This window comes from Chitinophaga pinensis, assembly GCF_007896845.1.
GTDB classification, from domain to species: Bacteria; Bacteroidota; Bacteroidia; order Chitinophagales; family Chitinophagaceae; genus Chitinophaga; species Chitinophaga pinensis_C.
Map to the genome: position 1 here is coordinate 41,931 of NZ_VOHS01000001.1, position 16,890 is coordinate 58,820.

The following is a 16,890-nucleotide window of genomic DNA, read 5'->3' on the forward strand; positions in this document are numbered from 1 at the left end:
GCATTGCCATAAGGGCACTGTCATGCCCATACGTGAAAACTTTGTACAATAGGCCCCTGTCGCTCAACATTTTTCCACCGTATTTCCTGATCTGTAAAATCATTCAAAGATTATGCATTCCATTTCCCGCACGCCATTTCCGGCGTCCAGAAAAATCTACGTCGATGGCGTTGCCATGAGAGAAATAACGCTGACAAACACACGTCTGCACGGTTCGAAAGGAGAAGAAGTTCCTAACGCCCCGGTAGTTGTATATGACACCAGTGGACCATACACCGATCCTGATGCACACATCGACGTACGCAAAGGCCTTCCCAGACTACGCGAAAAATGGATCCTCAATCGGGAAGATGTAGATAAGCTGCCGGGTATCACCTCCGAATATGGTAAACAACGACTGGAAGACAGCCGCCTTGATGCTCTTCGTTTTTCCTATCAGCATTCACCGATGAGGGCAAAAGCAGGCCACAACGTATCCCAGATGCACTACGCTAAAAAAGGGATCATCACCAGAGAAATGGAATACATCGCCACGCGTGAAAACCAGTGCGTGGAAAAACTATTTCAGGAAAATAATGCCCTCTGGCAACAACATAAAGGACAATCCTTTGGTGCAAATACACCTGTGAAATTTATCACACCTGAATTTGTAAGACAGGAGGTAGCCGCCGGCCGCGCCATCATTCCCAATAATATCAATCACCCGGAAAGTGAACCCATGATCATCGGGCGCAATTTTCTGGTTAAAATCAACGCCAATATCGGTAACTCTGCCGTTACTTCCAGCATAGAAGAAGAGGTAGAAAAAGCAGTATGGGCCTGCCGCTGGGGCGCTGATACCATCATGGACCTCAGTACCGGAAAACATATTCATGAAACAAGAGAATGGATCATCCGTAATTCTCCTGTTCCTATCGGCACCGTCCCCATCTATCAGGCGCTGGAAAAAGTAAATGGAAAAGCAGAGGAACTGAACTGGGAAATATTCCGTGACACACTGATAGAACAGGCAGAACAGGGTGTTGACTACTTCACCATTCACGCAGGCGTACTGCTCCGTTATGTACCACTTACCGCAAGACGTACTACCGGTATCGTATCCCGTGGCGGTTCGATCATGGCAAAATGGTGTCTCGCACATCACAAGGAAAACTTCCTTTACACCAACTTTGAAGAGATCTGCGATATTATGAAAGCATACGACGTGGCTTTCTCTCTGGGAGATGGTTTACGTCCGGGTAGTATTGCTGACGCAAATGATGCCGCACAATTCGCAGAGCTGGAAACACTCGGCGAACTGACACACCATGCATGGAAACATGATATACAGACAATGATCGAAGGACCGGGACATGTACCTATGCACCTGATCAAAGAAAACATGGATAAACAGCTGGAACATTGTAAAGAAGCACCGTTCTATACGCTTGGTCCGTTAACCACAGATATCGCTCCCGGTTACGATCATATTACGTCTGCTATCGGCGCTGCTATGATCGGCTGGTTTGGTACTGCCATGCTGTGTTATGTGACACCGAAAGAACACCTCGGATTACCTGATAAAGAAGACGTCAGACAAGGCGTAATCACCTATAAGATCGCTGCGCATGCTGCCGATCTTGCAAAAGGTCATCCGGGTGCACAACATCGAGACAACGCATTGAGTAAAGCCCGCTTTGAATTCAGATGGGAAGACCAGTTTAATCTGTCACTCGATCCTGAAACAGCGCGCTCCTATCATGATGAAACACTACCTGCCGAAGGGGCAAAAGTAGCTCACTTCTGCTCAATGTGCGGTCCACATTTCTGCTCAATGAAAATCACACAGGAAGTGCGCGACTATGCCGCCTCACAGCAAATAGATGAAACGCTGGCGCTGGAAACAGGAATGGCGGAACAGGCAAATGCATTTAAAGAACAGGGTGGAGCTATCTACTTTTAATGATACAGATCATCACACATCCTACCCGGTTGCCGGAGGAAACGCTTTACTGGCAACAGCTGCTCGATGAAGGAGCTGATAGTATCCTGCTACGTAAGCCGGGATGGTCAGCAGCCGATTATGAGCAGCTGTTGCAGGAAGCCAATTCTTCGTGTTACAGTCAACTCATGATAGCCGGACAACCTGCACTTTGCAAAAAGTATGGCCTGCAAGGCATACACTTCAGCGAAAGTGCAGGTAGTCTGCTGCGCACAGAAGATATCTATACCTACCAGCAACAGGGCTGGTTGCTAAGCACCAGCGTGCATACTACGGCTGCTTTACAGACAGCTGGCACACACTGGGATCAGCAGCTGCTGGCACCCATCTTTGACAGCATTTCCAAACCGGGTCATAATAGTCCGTTCAGTGAGAATTTCAGACTGTCCAAAGGCGATTATCAGGGTAGGGTGCTGGCATTGGGAGGAATAGATGAAAATACCGCGATAAAAGCCCGCAACATGCATTTTGACGGGATTGCCCTTCTGGGCGCCATCTGGCAACAACCTGCTACAGCCATCAGCAGGTTCCGCCATATCAGGGATCTATGGAACAACACCGTCCATTTGTCTTAAGCCTGGCCGGTCTTGATCCCTCAGCCGGAGCAGGTTTATTGGCGGATATCAAGACATTTGAAGCGCTTGGTACCTACGGACTGGGCGTATGTACCGCTCTGACCGTACAAACGGATACGCGGTTCATATCTGCAGAATGGCAATCCGCCACACAGATTATCGCACAGGCACAACCGCTGCTTGAAACCTTTCCTGTACAATATTGCAAGATCGGTATCATGAAAGATGTAGATACTATGCTGGAAGTTATCAACGCCATCAGGGCCATTACACCGGGTATCCGGATCGTACTGGATCCTGTACTGAAAGCCAGTGCCGGCTACACCTTTCATGACGATACCCGTCTGAGTACGTGGAGAGCTGTCTTACAGCAATTATACCTGCTGACGCCCAATCTTCATGAAGCATTATTGCTAAGCGGAGAAAAGGATGGACAAACTGCTGCACGCGTACTGACTGCTTATTGTTCTGTATTACTGAAAGGCGGACACCGGGAAGACAAACCGGGCATCGACAGTCTGTATTTCCACACACAGCAGGGAACAGGTAATGTGCTGGATATACCCGCCGGCAAAAGAAAAGTATATCCGAAACATGGATCAGGTTGCGTACTGAGTGCCGCTATCGCCGCACAACTGGCAGCCGGCGTTCCGTTATCAACAGCCTGTATTACGGCCAAACTTTATACAGAAAAGTTTCTGGCCAGTCATTCATCACTATTAGGTTATCACAACTCATGATCAGCTCACTGCATTACATATCGCAACAAACATCCGGAGCCACTCATCTGGACAACGTACAGGAAGCCTGTGAAGCAGGTTGCAAATGGATACAGCTTCGTATCAAAAATGAAACAGAAGAAACTATCCTCAGCACAGCTCTGGCGGCAAAAGAAATCTGTTCGAAGTACAACGCTACATTGATCGTTAATGATCATCCCGGTATTGCCAGAAAAGCGGGTGCACATGGCGTACATGTCGGTAAACTGGATATGAGCGTAGCAGCTGCACGCGCCTTGACGGGAGAAAGATTTATTATCGGCGGCACTGCCAATACACTCGACGACATTCTTGTTCACGTAAAAGACGGGGCAGACTATGTGGGACTCGGCCCTTACCGCTTTACCACTACCAAAGAAAAACTTAGTCCCATCCTCGGACTGGAAGGCATTGCCAACATCATGCGGGCATTGAAAAATATGGGTATTCATATTCCGGTCATTGCCATTGGCGGTATACTGGCAGCAGATATACCAGCACTTATGGAGACCGGTATACATGGTATTGCGGTAAGCGGATTGATCACGCACGCAACAAATAAATCTCAAACCGTATCATCACTTACAATATGACACCTCTTGTAATAGCAGGACATACCTTTTCTTCCCGCCTGTTCACAGGTACCGGTAAATTCTCCTCTTTAAATCTAATGGAAGAGGCCTTACTTGAATCGGGATCAGAACTGGTTACCGTGGCCCTGAAAAGGGTAGATGTGCATAGTCAGTCAGACGATATGCTGCAGCATATTCATCATCCGCAGCTAAAATTATTGCCCAATACTTCCGGCGTCAGAACAGCGAAGGAAGCGGTGTATGCAGCGCAGCTGGCCAGAGAAGCACTGGAAACAAACTGGCTGAAATTAGAGATACATCCTGATCCACGGTATTTACTACCCGATCCGATAGAAACGCTGAAAGCAGCAGAAGAGCTGGTAAAACTCGGCTTTATCGTATTGCCTTATGTACATGCAGATCCGGTACTCTGTAAGCGTCTCGAAGAAGCAGGTGCGGCAGCAGTGATGCCACTTGGCGCACCGATAGGCAGTAACAAAGGCTTGAAAACAATCGACTTTTTAGAAATCATCATTGAACAGAGCAATGTACCTGTAGTGGTGGACGCTGGTATTGGTAGTCCATCAGATGCAGCGAAAGCCATGGAAATAGGCGCAGACGCTGTATTGGTGAATACGGCTATTGCGGTAGCAAAAGACCCGGTACTGATGGCAGGTGCTTTCAGACAGGCAGTAATTGCCGGCAGACAGGCATATGAGGCAGGACTACCTGCTATACGCCGGGAAGCAGCTGCTTCCAGTCCGCTGATAGGGTTCCTTGATGAAGTATAAATCCATTCACTATGTCAGGATTCAAAGAGATTTTTGACCAGCATGACTGGGACGATATAAAAGCGTCTATCTACGGCAAAACAGCCCGTGATGTGGAAGCTGCGTTGCATAGCAACAGGCGTACACTGGAAGACTTTAAAGCACTGATATCACCAGCTGCCGCACCTTATCTGGAACAGATGGCGCAGCTAAGCAGGAAGTTAACACAACGGCGCTTTGGCAATACGATGCAACTATACATACCGCTGTACCTCAGTAATGAATGTCAGAATATTTGTACGTACTGCGGATTCAGTCTGGATAATAAGATTGCCAGAAAGACGCTGAATAAGGAGGAAATACTGCGGGAAGTGGCTGTTATCAAAGCGATGGGGTATGAGCATGTACTACTGGTGACCGGAGAGGCTAATCAGACCGTAGGACTCAATTATTTTCAGGAAGCACTGGAAATTATCCGGCCGCATTTTGCAAATATTTCTATGGAGGTACAACCTATGGATGAAGCGGACTATGCAGCATTGAAGCCATATGGTTTACATGGCGTACTTGTTTATCAGGAGACCTATCATCAGGCAGATTATAAGTTACACCATCCAAAAGGTAAAAAATCGAATTTTTATTACCGTCTGGAGACACCTGACAGATTGGGCAGGGCGGGTATTCACAAAATGGGATTGGGTGTGCTGATAGGGCTGGAGGACTGGCGTACAGACAGTTTCTTTACGGCTTTGCATCTGCAGTATCTGGAAAAGACTTACTGGCAGACAAAATACAGCATTTCATTTCCAAGGTTGCGTCCTTGTTCAGGAGGCTTACCTCCTAAAGTGGAAATGAACGACCGCGAACTGGTTCAACTGATCTGTGCCTACCGTCTGCTGGATCAGGAAGTGGAATTAAGCCTTTCTACGCGCGAAACGCCAAGGTTCCGGGACAATGTTATCAAACTGGGCATTACAGCGCTTAGTGCGGGCTCTAAAACGAATCCGGGGGGGTATGCAACCGATCTGTCTTCATTGGAACAGTTTGAGATTTCGGACGATCGTAGTCCGGCGAGCATCAGTGGCATGCTACGGGCGCAGGGATTTGAGCCGGTGTGGAAGGATTGGGATGAAGGATACTAAAGGATATTAAGGGTATTAAACAAGGTCAGCCCCGCTATTCGGCGGGGCTGTGAATTTTACCTAAATCCATTACTGAAATTTGTTACTTATAGAGATAAGTAGCCGCTTAATCTTACATTTCAAATGTAAGATGCTCATAATGAACAACCACGTTGCAAGCAATTTTGAACAAAAAGAACAACGTTATTCAAAATGAACGGCGGTTCATCAGTGAGGGATCTTTTCCAGATCCCTGTAAGTTCTTACGGTCTCCCTTGAACTTCTGAGCGCACCTTTCTGGTTAGCGATCAATTCTCTGACGCTATAAGGCATCGGAATGCTTGAACGTAATATCTCCTCATAGGTCCGCTGTGCGGCAGATTCTCCGTACTCGCAGGAGGAGAGGATGGAATGACGGTCGTGACCGGAAAAAGTGGCTTTCACATCCATCCATGTTCTGTAGATCTTTCCGTAGATGGTAGAATGCCCCTGCGTCTCTTCACCGTTTTCGATCAATAATTTATTCAGCTGTTCTGTATATGTATTACTTTCTTCTGCCATTCTTTGAAACAGGGCTTTCAGGTCTGCATCATCGGTCTGATCAATTGCCTTTCTATATCCTTCCACGCGATCACGATTGATCCTGACCAGGTCATTCAGGGCTTCCAACAATTTTTCATTGAGTTGCATGATAGTAGGTTTTTAAATAATTCTATGATGATTATATATATGAAAGGAGGGGTTCAAAATATGACCAGTTCTCTGCATTCAACAGCGGCGGGGTTCACAGCTGTTTGTGCTTCGCACGCTGACGGACATTTTGCCCTTGCTGTGGAATACGTTCCACACGAAAAACAGGTGCTGAATTAATGGCACGCATTCGTAACACAAGAGAAAGATACCTGAAAATGCCTATAAATACTGGGCTTCCCGGGTATCAGGGACCATTAACACTATCTGGCATAAATTTTCTATTTACAATTTTAACCAAATCTTTTTGATATGAACGGCTTACTTTATTTAATCGCAGTTATTCTGATTATCGGATGGGTTCTGGGTGCGTTTGTTTACTCCGCTGGCGGTCTTATACATGCACTGCTGGTATTGGCAATTATCGCTATTCTTGTAAATATAATACGCGGCCGGGCAGTTTAAGCCAGGCAACCAAGCTCCATTGTGTGAAAGGTAATTAATCGTACTGAAATGAGATAGACACTCTTACCAGTACGATTGATTGCCTTTTTGTAATTTAACGAAAATCAGCCACAGTCAAGCACTCTAATAGAATAATATTTTAGCAGAATTAAAAACCGGATAGATTTATACCCCGTATATCCAATCAGACGCACCTGTGTGATCCGGAAGCATGTGGTGTTTCAGCTCTCGCGAAGCTTTCAATTTTTAGCATCTTATTTATTTTAATTACTCATTCTCGGTTAACCAACCACGTATAAGTTTTCATTCACGCTAAAACTCATTTTATGTTTATACGGAAAACCCGCTCCGTGACCAGCAATGGTAAGGAGGAAGGTATTGCCATGCCCAATGTACATCGTCGTACATTCCTCAAATACGCTGGTTTGGGAGCTGCTGTTATCACTGCCGGATCATTAGCAGGCTGTAGCAGTGAAGATGGTGGTGGTGACGTCGCACCAGGTACCGGAGTAAGTTTAGGTACAGGTGACTTTGCGGTGTTAAACTACGCCTTCGCATTGGAACAACTGGAAGCTGCTTTTTATACACAGGTCGTAGCTACTCCATACACAGGTATTTCAGATGTAGAACGCACCTTTCTCACTGACATACGTAATCATGAAATAGCGCACCGGGAATTCTTCCGTAAGGCGCTTGGTACAAATGCAATACCTAATCTGATGGTAGATTTCTCCACCATTGATTTTACCAGCAGAGATAAAGTACTCGCTGCTGCAAAGACTTTCGAAGATCTGGGTGTTGCGGCCTACAACGGAGCAGGTAAATTTATCACTACCCCCAACTATCTGGTGCTCGCTGGCAAAATAGTATCTGTTGAGGCAAGACATGCCGCATTGATCAGGGACCTTATCAGTAACGGTTCGTTCGCATCTGATGCAGACTCCAACGGATTAGATTTCGCGAAAACGCCGCAGGATGTATTTGCAGCCGCCAAGGTGTATATCAAGACAGAGATCGATGCCAATACATTGCCAAAGTAAGGGCTACATTCCTCATTGTAAAACTGATCAACATGAATCTTCAAAATATATTCTCTGAACTGGAAAAACAGGACGCAGAATTATCCGGACGTCTTGATACGCGCAGGGACGCGATGAAGCAATTCCGGAATATAGGCCGTGTACTGGCATTATCAGCTATTCCGCTTGCATTAGGTAGTATGTTGAAAAAAGCCTACGGACGGACCCCTCAGGATGTATTAGCCGTACTGAATTATGCGCTTACGCTGGAATACCTGGAAGCAGAATTTTATGCGACCGCAATTACCAAAACGTCTCTCTTCCCCACACCGGCAGCATTAGCGGCATTTACCACTATCGCCAATCATGAAGCAGCACACGTAGCGTTGTTAAAAAGCGCTATCAGTGGCGCTGGCGGAACGCCTGTTACCAAACCTACCTTCGACTTTGCCGGAGGATCACTTAACCTGCCTACATTCACGGACTATCCAACACTGTTAACTGTTGCACAGGCATTTGAAGATACCGGTGTAAGAGCTTATAAAGGAAAGGCCACTGTACTAATGGAAAATCCGGCTGTGCTCACCGTAGCCTTACAAATCCATTCCGTAGAAGCACGTCATGCAGCGCACTTACGCTATATGCGCAGAAATCTTGCATCAGCTCCGCAACCGGCATTGAAACCATGGATCACCAATGCAGAGAACAATGTAGCGATCATTCAACCGGTATATGCAGGAGAAGACACTGATGTACAGGCAGGTATAACCATTACCGGTATTGCTACCGAAGTCAATAAAGCCGCTGCTACAGAAGCCTTTGATGAATTCCTGACGGAAGACGCTGTACTTGCTATTGCAGGAAACTTCATCAAAAAATAATGTCTTACCGTTCAATATCACGTGGGAAAATAACCACAAAAAGGTGTCACATAGGGAATCCTTCTGCAAAAGCAGAGGGGTTCCTTGTTTTCATTCGCTACTTTTGCAGACATGCAAAAAATGCGTCTGTCTATGAGAAAATTATTACTATTGGCTGTCTTACTGGGAGGCTGTACCGCCGCGAAAAAGACGGCTGTTACTGAAGCGCCGGTACCGGCTATTTCATCCCTAAAGCTATTGCATAAGTATGTAGTGCCTTACAACAGGCAATTCAACCGTACAACAATAGGAGGATTATCGGGCATAGATTACGATACCGCCCGTAATGTGTATTATATTATCTCTGACGACAGGTCAGAACACCAGCCAGCCAGATTTTATACCGTTCAGATACCTTTGCCCGGTAAGGCTGGGGACAGTGTGATTTTTAAGGACGTTACTTCCCTGCGCATGCGGAACGGAAATGTATATCCTTCCAACGCTGAATTTGCACCCGATCCGGAAGCTATGCGTTATAATCCGCATACCAGAAGGCTGATATGGAGCAGTGAAGGGGAGAGGCTGCTTTCTCCTACCGGGTATGTTATTAATGATCCCGGCGTTTATGAAATTGACGTGAACGGGTTGATGCAGGATAGTTTTCCCCTACCGGAACAATTCCATATGCATGCTTCCGAAAGTGGTCCAAGACGCAACGGTGTATTTGAGGGAATAGGCATTACTCCTAACGGACAATATCTGTTTGTCAGTTTGGAAGAGCCCCGTTATGAAGACGGTCCGAGAGCTGATCTGAAAGATACCAGCGCATTTGTACGACTGATCAGATATGACATGAAAAGCCGTAAACCAATTGCTCAATATGCTTATAAACTTGAGCCAGTTGCTCACGAGCCTATACCAGCCAATGACTTTCGTGTAAATGGTATTTCAGACATCATTGCATTGTCGGCAGACAAACTGTTGGTAATGGAACGTTCTTTCTCCAGTGGTATAAAGAATAACACGATCAGAGTTTATACTGTGGAAATACCAAATGCTACTAATATCAACAATATTACCTCGTTAAAAGCAACTAAAAACTTTATACCCGTAAAGAAGACACTATTATTGAATTTTGACGATCTACATACCTATATAGACAATGTTGAGGGTATGACTTTGGGTCCGGTATTACCAAATGGACACAGGAGTATGATATTTGTAGCAGACAATAACTTTGACAAAAGAGAAGAAACACAATTCTTTATATTTGAAGTAGAGTAGAAGGATACTATTTTATCATTAATCATAAAATTTGAAGGAAAGTACGCCAAAATGCTACTTTCCTTTTTTTTGTTTTTACAGGTCAGTTTCTCATATTTGTAGTCAGGCCACAAAATCCGGCTTGTAGTCACTACCACGGCAGTTTCCACGACAGGAAAAGTTTTTTGCAAAAACGTTTTACTTTACTTAAAAAATATTATACTTTTAACGCGAGCTTAACATACTAAGGAACCGAAATCGTATCTAAAACTTAACTATTGAAGTAAAAGCAAATTCCGAAAACGTTATAGAATCATCAATTATTTACTGTAGCTTATTCCTTATCCCACGGATATCGATCAGCATTCAATTTTATTTCATTACAGAGCCACGTAAAATAATGATGTAGTGTAGTTGTCTATTATCTGATCTCAGGAACGCATATGCGGACGAAAGTTTGCATGGCCAGCCAATCTATTCTCTAAAACCTCCAGAATATGAAGTCTAAATTCACACGTTTCATGAGGATTGCTGTGCAAGGAACATTAGCATTGCTAATGACATTGCAGGCGTTCTCACAAAGCCGGAAGATCTCCGGAAAAGTCCTCGACAACCGGGACAATTCGCCTCTCCCCGGGGTTTCTGTACAAATTAAAGGCACGGCGACTGGTACACAAACAAAAGCAGATGGTACGTATAGTATAGATGCTCCAGGTGGAAGTACGATCGTGTTCTCCTTCATTGGCTATCTGCCACAGGAGAAGGTGGTTAATGGCGCCAGCACCATTAACGTCAGCATGTCCTCTGACGTAAAATCACTTCAGGACGTAGTAGTAGTAGGTTATGGTACCCAGAGACGTTCTGATCTGACGGGTTCCGTAGCATCTGTTAAAACCGCTCAGCTGGAAGAAAGGCCGGCAGCATCTGTGAATCAGGCGCTGGCAGGCAGAATTCCGGGCGTACAGGTTAATACCAACTCCGGTCGTCCGGGTGGTCAGACTAACGTACGTATCCGCGGTTTCAGCTCCATCAACACAACCAGTAACCCTCTCTATGTAATCGATGGAGTAGTAATTCCGGTAGGTGCGCAGACGCAGAACAGTAATGCTATCGACTTCCTCAACCCGAATGAAATCGCTTCCGTGGAAGTATTGAAAGATGCATCTTCTACTGCGATCTATGGTGCGAGAGGTGCGAATGGTGTTATTCTCGTTACTACTAAAAGAGGTAATGCGAGCGGCAGCCGTGTCACTTATGACGCAGGTCTGTCTTATAACATTCCCGGACCTCACAGAGTAGAAATGCTCAATGCAAGAGAATATATGCAGGTAGAAGACCTGGCCTGGAAAAACGCTGAGATCTATGATCCGGTGGGTTGGGCTGCAGGTAACTACGTGTCAAAAGATCCAAAGATCAAGCGTGCAAACCCACTGTTGTTCGACAGCAATGGTAATCCATTGTACGATACTGACTGGTTCAAAGAATCAGTACAGAAAAAAGTATCTCACAGCCATCAGCTGGGCTTCACCGGTGGTGATGAAAACAGCCAGTTCGGTCTCTTCCTGGGTTACAGAAATGACCAGGGTCTGCTCCTGAATTCTTATCTGAAAAGATATTCCGCACGCTTTACTTTCGATAGCCAAATGAAACCATGGCTGAAAGTGGGTGGTTCACTGGGTTATACCAATCAGGATGAAAACCTGGTAGATATCGGTACCGGTGGTCTGAACTCCGTACGTATGATTACAGAAGCACTGCCTTTCCTGCCTGTAAAAATGCCGGACGGTACATACAGCAATAACAAACTGTATCCCGGTGCTGAAGGTGGTTCTAATCCTGTTCACATCCTGACTGATCGTAAATACGTTCTCCAGACACAGAACGTGCTGGGTAATGCTTACGCAACGATCTCTCTGGCGAAAGGCCTGGAATTCCGTTCCGTAGTGGGAGCTAACGTAGTAACACGTGGCAGGAACGAGTGGAACGGCCGCTCCCTGCTGGATATCTCCGCAACTCAGAAAGGTATTGCTATCGTAGCAAATGACAGAGAAACTTACTGGTCTTTTGAGAACTACCTGACCTATAACAAACGTTTCAATCAGGTACACTCCATCAGTGCACTTGCTGGTCTTGGATGGCAGAAAGATAACATCTTTGGTTTCAACGTACGTGGTGAGAACTTCTCTACCGACTACTTCCAGACCAACAGTATCGGTTCAGCAGGTCTGATCCCTTCTTCCGGTGCTGGTTCACGTAACCTGGGATTTGCATTTAACTCCTACTTCGGTCGCGTAAACTATAGCTACAAAGACAAATACTTAGCAACTATTACAGGCCGTGTGGATGGTTCTTCCAAATTCGGTCCTAACAATAAATATGCGATCTTCCCATCTGGTGCATTGGCATGGCGTGTGTCTGAAGAGCCTTTCCTGAAAGGTAATCCGACGATCTCTACCCTGAAACTGCGTACCAGCTACGGTCTGACAGGTAACTCTGAGATCGATCCATATAGCTCTTTATCCCTGCTGGCTGCAAACAACGACTACGCTTTCCCGCTGAATGGCCAGAAAGTACAGGGTGTTGGTACAAACAGACTCGCAAACGAAGACCTCAAATGGGAAAAAACTGCACAGTATGATTTCGGTGTGGAACTGGGTCTGTTGAAAAACAGGATCTCCGTGGAAGCCGATATCTACTACAGAAAAACAACAGACATGTTGCTCGAAGCACCGGTGCCTACTACCAGCGGTTATACCATTATCCGCAAAAACATCGGTTCTATGGAGAACAAAGGTCTTGAAATCGGTATCAACAGTGTGAACGTTGAAACAAAAGACTTCACCTGGACCTCTACCTTCAACATCTCTTTCAACAAAAATAAAATACTGGCGCTGGCAACTCCTGCTGACGTATTCGGCGTGGGTGGTCCTAACTTCACCAACCAGACGAACATCCTCCGTGTAGGGCAGCCTGTAGGTTCCTTCTGGGGTCTGGTACGTGAAGGTACCTGGAGTACTAAAGAAGCAGCTGAAGCAGCACAGTTTAAAGACTACCGTGGTGGTAAACCAATCCTGCCTGGTGATATCAAATACCGCGATGTCAACAACGACCATGCAATCAACGACGCTGACCGTATGATCATCGGTAATGGTAATCCTGATGGATGGGGTGGTTTCTTCAACACCTTCAAGTACAAAAACCTGGATCTGACGATTGAGTTACAGTTTGTATACGGTAACGACGTACTGAACATGACTCACCACTCCGGCGAAGACCGTACAGGTCTGGCAAACAGCTTCAAATCAGTACTGAACTACTGGACAGAAGACCACCAGAACACTGACATCGCCGCACCACGTGATCCGGCAGCCGGCTATGTAACCAACGTTGATACCCGTTGGGTTGAAAATGGTTCATTCCTGCGTGGTAGAAACCTGGGTGTGGGCTACAACTTCTCCCCAGAGTCTCTGAAAAGACTGCACCTTTCTAAACTGAGACTGTATGCATCTGTTCAGAACTTCTTCCTGGTTACGAAGTTCAGTGGTAATGATCCGGAAGTTAGTACTTATACCCAGCCATTCGCACAGGGTCAGACTTTCTTCGATTATCCAAAACCAACCACGTTCCAGCTGGGCGCTAACGTTGCGTTCTAATCCAACATTTATCAGAAAAAAGAGATGCTCATGAAGAACTACTTTAAGAAAACCGCATTCGGCATATTACTCGGAAGCAGCCTGTTTATGACCGGCTGCTCCAACTTCCTGGATGAACAGGATCCATCCAACCTGTCGCCAGACAGCTATTACACCTTACCGGAACACGCAGACGCTGCTGTATATGCAGCTTATGCACGTGCCCGTTTTGTGGGTAGCGGCGCAGGTATCTTCTCCGCTAACTTCCAGATGCTGGAAGCTCCAACCGGTACTATTACCACCGCAACTGCGCAGAACTCTGACCTGAATAACCTGTTAGGTCTGGTATATGATGGTGATAACCTGCACGTGAGACAGTGGTGGACAGGTGCTTACAGAGTAATCGCACAGGCCAACCTTGCACTCGACAAGATACCTGGCATCAATCCAATGGATGAAGCACAAAAGAAAAGAACACTGGGTGAAGCCAGCTTCATGCGTGCATGGGCTTACTTCTATATTGTAAGACTGTGGGGTGATGCACCACTGATCCTGAAACCACAAACAGCAAGTTCTCCTGATTTCTATCCTACACGTACTTCTACCGAAGAAGTGTACAATCAGATCGTTGCTGACCTGAAAACAGCTGAAGCAGCTGGTCTGCCATGGATGGATCCATCCGGAAGGGTAGGTCTAGCCGCGATCAAAACTGAGCTGGCAAAAGTATACCTGACAATGGCAGGTGCACCACTGAACAAGGGTGTTGAATACTACAAACTCGCAGCAGATAAAGCGAAAGAAGTACTGGATTATTCTGTAGCAAATCCTACAGTTATCAACCTGTTCACCAACTATAGCGATCTGCATGATGTATCACAGAACAACAGACTGGAACATCTGTTTGAAATACAGTATCTGGCTGATATCGAGGGTAACCCAATGCAATCCCTGATGCTGCCAAACAACTCCCTGGCTAAAAACATCTCTGCAGCTGGTAGTGGTGTTGGTAGCTCTGTTCCAACAGTATCTTTCTACAATTCTTATAAGAAGTATAATCCGACTGACAAACGTACCGACGAACAACAGTTCTTCTTTACTTCTTACTTTGTAGATGGTACAGGTGCAGCATTCCCACTGGGTGCTCCTTACCTCTTCAAATTCTTTGATGTAGCTTGTCATGGTGCTCCCGGTAAACCGGGTACAGGTAGAAGTAACCTGAACATGCCGCAGATCCGTTTCGCAGAAACACTGCTGATCTATGCAGAAGCACAGAATCAGGCAGACGGAACGCCAAATGCAACGGCTTACGATGCATTAAACCGCGTACGTGGAAGAGCTAATCTGCCTGTATTATCAGGTCTGACAAAAGCGACTTTCGAAGAAGCTGTATGGCGTGAGCGTTGGCATGAATTTGCTTATGAAGGTATCATTTGGTTTGACATGGTTCGCCTGAAAAAAGTATACAATGAAGACACCAACGGTTTCGACAATTTCACAGGACACGTTAACAAGAACTCTGGTGCTGCGCTGGCAGATAAACACCTGCTGTTCCCATTACCGATCCAGGAAATTCGTAATAACCCGAATCTGAGACCTCAGAATCCAGGCTACGGTTCTTAAGCAAACCGCTTATAAAAAGGAAAGAGGCTTATCACCATAGGGTGATAAGCCTCTTTCCTTTTTATGAATATCCTGAGTTGCTTTAAGACCAGATGCCATTGGAGGCAGTCAGTATAACCGGCTTACCATCTGTCACGATTATCGTGTGTTCATGTTGTGCTACAAAGCTGCCATCATTGGTTACCAATGTCCAGCCATCTCCCATATCATAAGCATAAGATGCCTTTGTAGAGATGAATGTTTCAATAGCTACAACACTGTTTTTATGGAAGCGGTTCTTATTCCTGCGATCATAGTAATTAGGGATCTCTTTAGGCTCCTCATGCAGGCTCCTGCCGATACCATGACCCACCAGATTCTTAATCACTTTGTATCCCATTTTCTTCGCAGATCTTTCTATCAGATCACCCACATCTGCAATCTTCACACCACCTCTGATTTCATTGATTGCTTTCTGAAGGATCAGTTTGGATGCATTTACCAACGGATTATGATTATGAATGTCTTCTCCTAATACAAAAGATCCGCCATTATCCCCCCAGTAGCCATTCAGCTCTGCAGATACATCTACGTTGATAAGATCGCCTTCTTTCAGCATCTTGTGTTCAGATGGAATACCGTGTGCGACTTCATTATTCAGGCTGATACAGGTCCATCCCGGAAAACCGTAAGTCAGCTTCGGAGCAGACCTTGCACCCAGTTCACTGAGCAGCCGGCCACCATATTCATCCAGTTCTCTGGTAGACATACCCGGTGCTGCATACTCTCTCATTTTCTTCAGCGTAATACCTACAGCTTCGCTTACGGCCTGCATACCAGAAATGTCTGCATTGGATGTAATTGACATACCTTGATTATTTAGTAATGTTATGAATGATCGCTGCGTGGATCTCTTCAACAGAACGCATTTTATTATCCTGATCGTAACAAACAATCTTCGTCACTGTAGCATCTGTATCTGCTAATATTTCGTACTCACGTTTCACGGCCAATTGTAAAGAAAAATCTTTCTCGTGTATATCGTCTTTTCCATTCAGGTATTTCCTGTCTTCTCCGGAACGACGCTGGGCTAATGCCTGCTCGGTATGAGAGAAGGGGACATCCAGATACACGGAAAGATCTGGCTGGGGAATGCGGTTGTACTCATATTCAAACATATTGATCCAATCACGCAGTTCTTGTTTCTCTTTGTCAGTTTTCAGCTTTGCACACTGGAAAGCAATATTGGACAATACATAACGATCTACCAACACGACATATCCACTTGCCAGCCATTCATTAATGGTGTGTGAAAAAGCCTTTCTGTCTTCTGCAAATAACAGGGCTACCAGTTGCGGATGGACGTCTTTTACATCTCCAAACTCTCCCCGGAGGAATTTGGCGATCATTTCACCAAAAACACCTTCCTGTACAATAGGAAAATGTACAAACCTTGTTTCTATACCCTGGCGGTTGAAAAACTGTTGAAGTAAATTGATCTGTGTGGACTTGCCTGCTCCATCCAATCCTTCGATGGCTATAAACCTGCTGTTGTTTTGCATTAAAATCAGTTAAAACTATCGGC

Annotated in this window: 15 protein-coding genes; 12 read left to right on the forward strand and 3 right to left on the reverse strand. The window is 45.6% G+C overall.

The window, feature by feature from the left end:
• Window positions 1-112: 112 nt before the first annotated feature.
• The 6 genes from thiC to thiH are packed head-to-tail and all read left to right on the forward strand — an operon-like array spanning window position 113 to window position 5,798.
• On the forward strand, window positions 113-1,942 hold the full coding sequence (gene thiC, locus FEF09_RS00175) for a phosphomethylpyrimidine synthase ThiC (protein WP_146302740.1): 1,830 nt from the start codon (window positions 113-115) through the stop codon (window positions 1,940-1,942).
• Window positions 1,942-2,556, forward strand: coding sequence for a thiamine phosphate synthase (locus FEF09_RS00180; RefSeq protein WP_146302742.1), 615 nt, complete (start codon window positions 1,942-1,944; stop codon window positions 2,554-2,556). Before thiC ends, FEF09_RS00180 begins: the two co-directional genes overlap by 1 nt.
• Complete coding sequence (locus tag FEF09_RS00185; RefSeq protein WP_146302744.1) at window positions 2,529-3,296, forward strand: hydroxymethylpyrimidine/phosphomethylpyrimidine kinase; 768 nt, start codon at window positions 2,529-2,531, stop codon at window positions 3,294-3,296. Before FEF09_RS00180 ends, FEF09_RS00185 begins: the two co-directional genes overlap by 28 nt.
• On the forward strand, window positions 3,293-3,907 hold the full coding sequence (locus FEF09_RS00190; RefSeq protein WP_146302746.1) for a thiamine phosphate synthase: 615 nt from the start codon (window positions 3,293-3,295) through the stop codon (window positions 3,905-3,907). The genes FEF09_RS00185 and FEF09_RS00190 overlap by 4 nt, the downstream gene beginning before the upstream one ends.
• Window positions 3,904-4,677, forward strand: a complete 774-nt coding sequence (locus tag FEF09_RS00195; protein WP_146302748.1) for a thiazole synthase — start codon at window positions 3,904-3,906, stop codon at window positions 4,675-4,677. The genes FEF09_RS00190 and FEF09_RS00195 overlap by 4 nt, the downstream gene beginning before the upstream one ends.
• Window positions 4,678-4,688: 11 nt before the next feature.
• A complete protein-coding gene (gene thiH / locus FEF09_RS00200; protein WP_146302750.1) occupies window positions 4,689-5,798 on the forward strand; it encodes a 2-iminoacetate synthase ThiH in 1,110 nt (369 codons plus the stop codon).
• A 207-nt stretch (window positions 5,799-6,005) separates the two neighbouring features.
• On the opposite strand, the gene FEF09_RS00205 is transcribed toward thiH, so the two are convergent.
• The gene (locus FEF09_RS00205) at window positions 6,006-6,467 is read right to left on the reverse strand and encodes a ferritin-like domain-containing protein (protein WP_146302752.1); all 462 of its coding nucleotides are present in this window, start codon (window positions 6,465-6,467) and stop codon (window positions 6,006-6,008) included.
• Window positions 6,468-6,779: 312 nt separating this feature from the next.
• Here FEF09_RS00205 and FEF09_RS00210 point away from each other — a divergent pair, with 312 nt between their 5' ends.
• The 6 genes from FEF09_RS00210 to FEF09_RS00235 all read left to right on the forward strand — a co-directional run bounded on the left by FEF09_RS00210 (window position 6,780) and on the right by FEF09_RS00235 (window position 15,326).
• Entirely contained in the window at window positions 6,780-6,932 is a 153-nt protein-coding gene (locus FEF09_RS00210) for a lmo0937 family membrane protein (RefSeq protein WP_012788302.1), read from the forward strand.
• A 326-nt stretch (window positions 6,933-7,258) separates the two neighbouring features.
• Window positions 7,259-7,972, forward strand: coding sequence for a ferritin-like domain-containing protein (locus FEF09_RS00215; RefSeq protein ID WP_146302754.1), 714 nt, complete (start codon window positions 7,259-7,261; stop codon window positions 7,970-7,972).
• A gap of 32 nt (window positions 7,973-8,004) precedes the next feature.
• Window positions 8,005-8,832, forward strand: coding sequence for a ferritin-like domain-containing protein (locus tag FEF09_RS00220; protein WP_146302755.1), 828 nt, complete (start codon window positions 8,005-8,007; stop codon window positions 8,830-8,832).
• 132 nt (window positions 8,833-8,964) lie between these two features.
• The gene (locus tag FEF09_RS00225) at window positions 8,965-10,095 is read left to right on the forward strand and encodes an esterase-like activity of phytase family protein (protein WP_261387268.1); all 1,131 of its coding nucleotides are present in this window, start codon (window positions 8,965-8,967) and stop codon (window positions 10,093-10,095) included.
• Window positions 10,096-10,571: 476 nt separating this feature from the next.
• Window positions 10,572-13,727, forward strand: coding sequence for a SusC/RagA family TonB-linked outer membrane protein (locus FEF09_RS00230; protein WP_146302757.1), 3,156 nt, complete (start codon window positions 10,572-10,574; stop codon window positions 13,725-13,727).
• 30 nt (window positions 13,728-13,757) lie between these two features.
• Complete coding sequence (locus tag FEF09_RS00235) at window positions 13,758-15,326, forward strand: RagB/SusD family nutrient uptake outer membrane protein (protein WP_146302759.1); 1,569 nt, start codon at window positions 13,758-13,760, stop codon at window positions 15,324-15,326.
• A gap of 82 nt (window positions 15,327-15,408) precedes the next feature.
• On the opposite strand, the gene map is transcribed toward FEF09_RS00235, so the two are convergent.
• Window positions 15,409-16,173, reverse strand: a complete 765-nt coding sequence (gene map, locus FEF09_RS00240) for a type I methionyl aminopeptidase (RefSeq protein WP_146302761.1) — start codon at window positions 16,171-16,173, stop codon at window positions 15,409-15,411.
• A 7-nt stretch (window positions 16,174-16,180) separates the two neighbouring features.
• Window positions 16,181-16,867: a dTMP kinase gene (tmk, locus tag FEF09_RS00245; RefSeq protein ID WP_146302763.1), complete on the reverse strand. Its 687-nt coding sequence runs from the start codon at window positions 16,865-16,867 to the stop codon at window positions 16,181-16,183.
• Between the last annotated feature and the right edge of the window lie 23 nt (window positions 16,868-16,890).

Coding starts and splice junctions, on each gene's coding strand:
- thiH (WP_146302750.1), top strand. CDS start 4,689: ATGTCAGGATTCAAAGAGATTTTTGACCAGCATGACTGGGACGATATA.
- thiC (WP_146302740.1), top strand. CDS start 113: ATGCATTCCATTTCCCGCACGCCATTTCCGGCGTCCAGAAAAATCTAC.
- FEF09_RS00210 (WP_012788302.1), top strand. CDS start 6,780: ATGAACGGCTTACTTTATTTAATCGCAGTTATTCTGATTATCGGATGG.
- FEF09_RS00185 (WP_146302744.1), top strand. CDS start 2,529: ATGGAACAACACCGTCCATTTGTCTTAAGCCTGGCCGGTCTTGATCCC.
- FEF09_RS00205 (WP_146302752.1), bottom strand. CDS start 6,467: ATGCAACTCAATGAAAAATTGTTGGAAGCCCTGAATGACCTGGTCAGG.
- FEF09_RS00215 (WP_146302754.1), top strand. CDS start 7,259: ATGTTTATACGGAAAACCCGCTCCGTGACCAGCAATGGTAAGGAGGAA.
- tmk (WP_146302763.1), bottom strand. CDS start 16,867: ATGCAAAACAACAGCAGGTTTATAGCCATCGAAGGATTGGATGGAGCA.
- FEF09_RS00235 (WP_146302759.1), top strand. CDS start 13,758: ATGAAGAACTACTTTAAGAAAACCGCATTCGGCATATTACTCGGAAGC.
- FEF09_RS00225 (WP_261387268.1), top strand. CDS start 8,965: ATGAGAAAATTATTACTATTGGCTGTCTTACTGGGAGGCTGTACCGCC.
- FEF09_RS00220 (WP_146302755.1), top strand. CDS start 8,005: ATGAATCTTCAAAATATATTCTCTGAACTGGAAAAACAGGACGCAGAA.
- FEF09_RS00195 (WP_146302748.1), top strand. CDS start 3,904: ATGACACCTCTTGTAATAGCAGGACATACCTTTTCTTCCCGCCTGTTC.
- FEF09_RS00190 (WP_146302746.1), top strand. CDS start 3,293: ATGATCAGCTCACTGCATTACATATCGCAACAAACATCCGGAGCCACT.
- FEF09_RS00230 (WP_146302757.1), top strand. CDS start 10,572: ATGAAGTCTAAATTCACACGTTTCATGAGGATTGCTGTGCAAGGAACA.
- map (WP_146302761.1), bottom strand. CDS start 16,173: ATGTCAATTACATCCAATGCAGACATTTCTGGTATGCAGGCCGTAAGC.
- FEF09_RS00180 (WP_146302742.1), top strand. CDS start 1,942: ATGATACAGATCATCACACATCCTACCCGGTTGCCGGAGGAAACGCTT.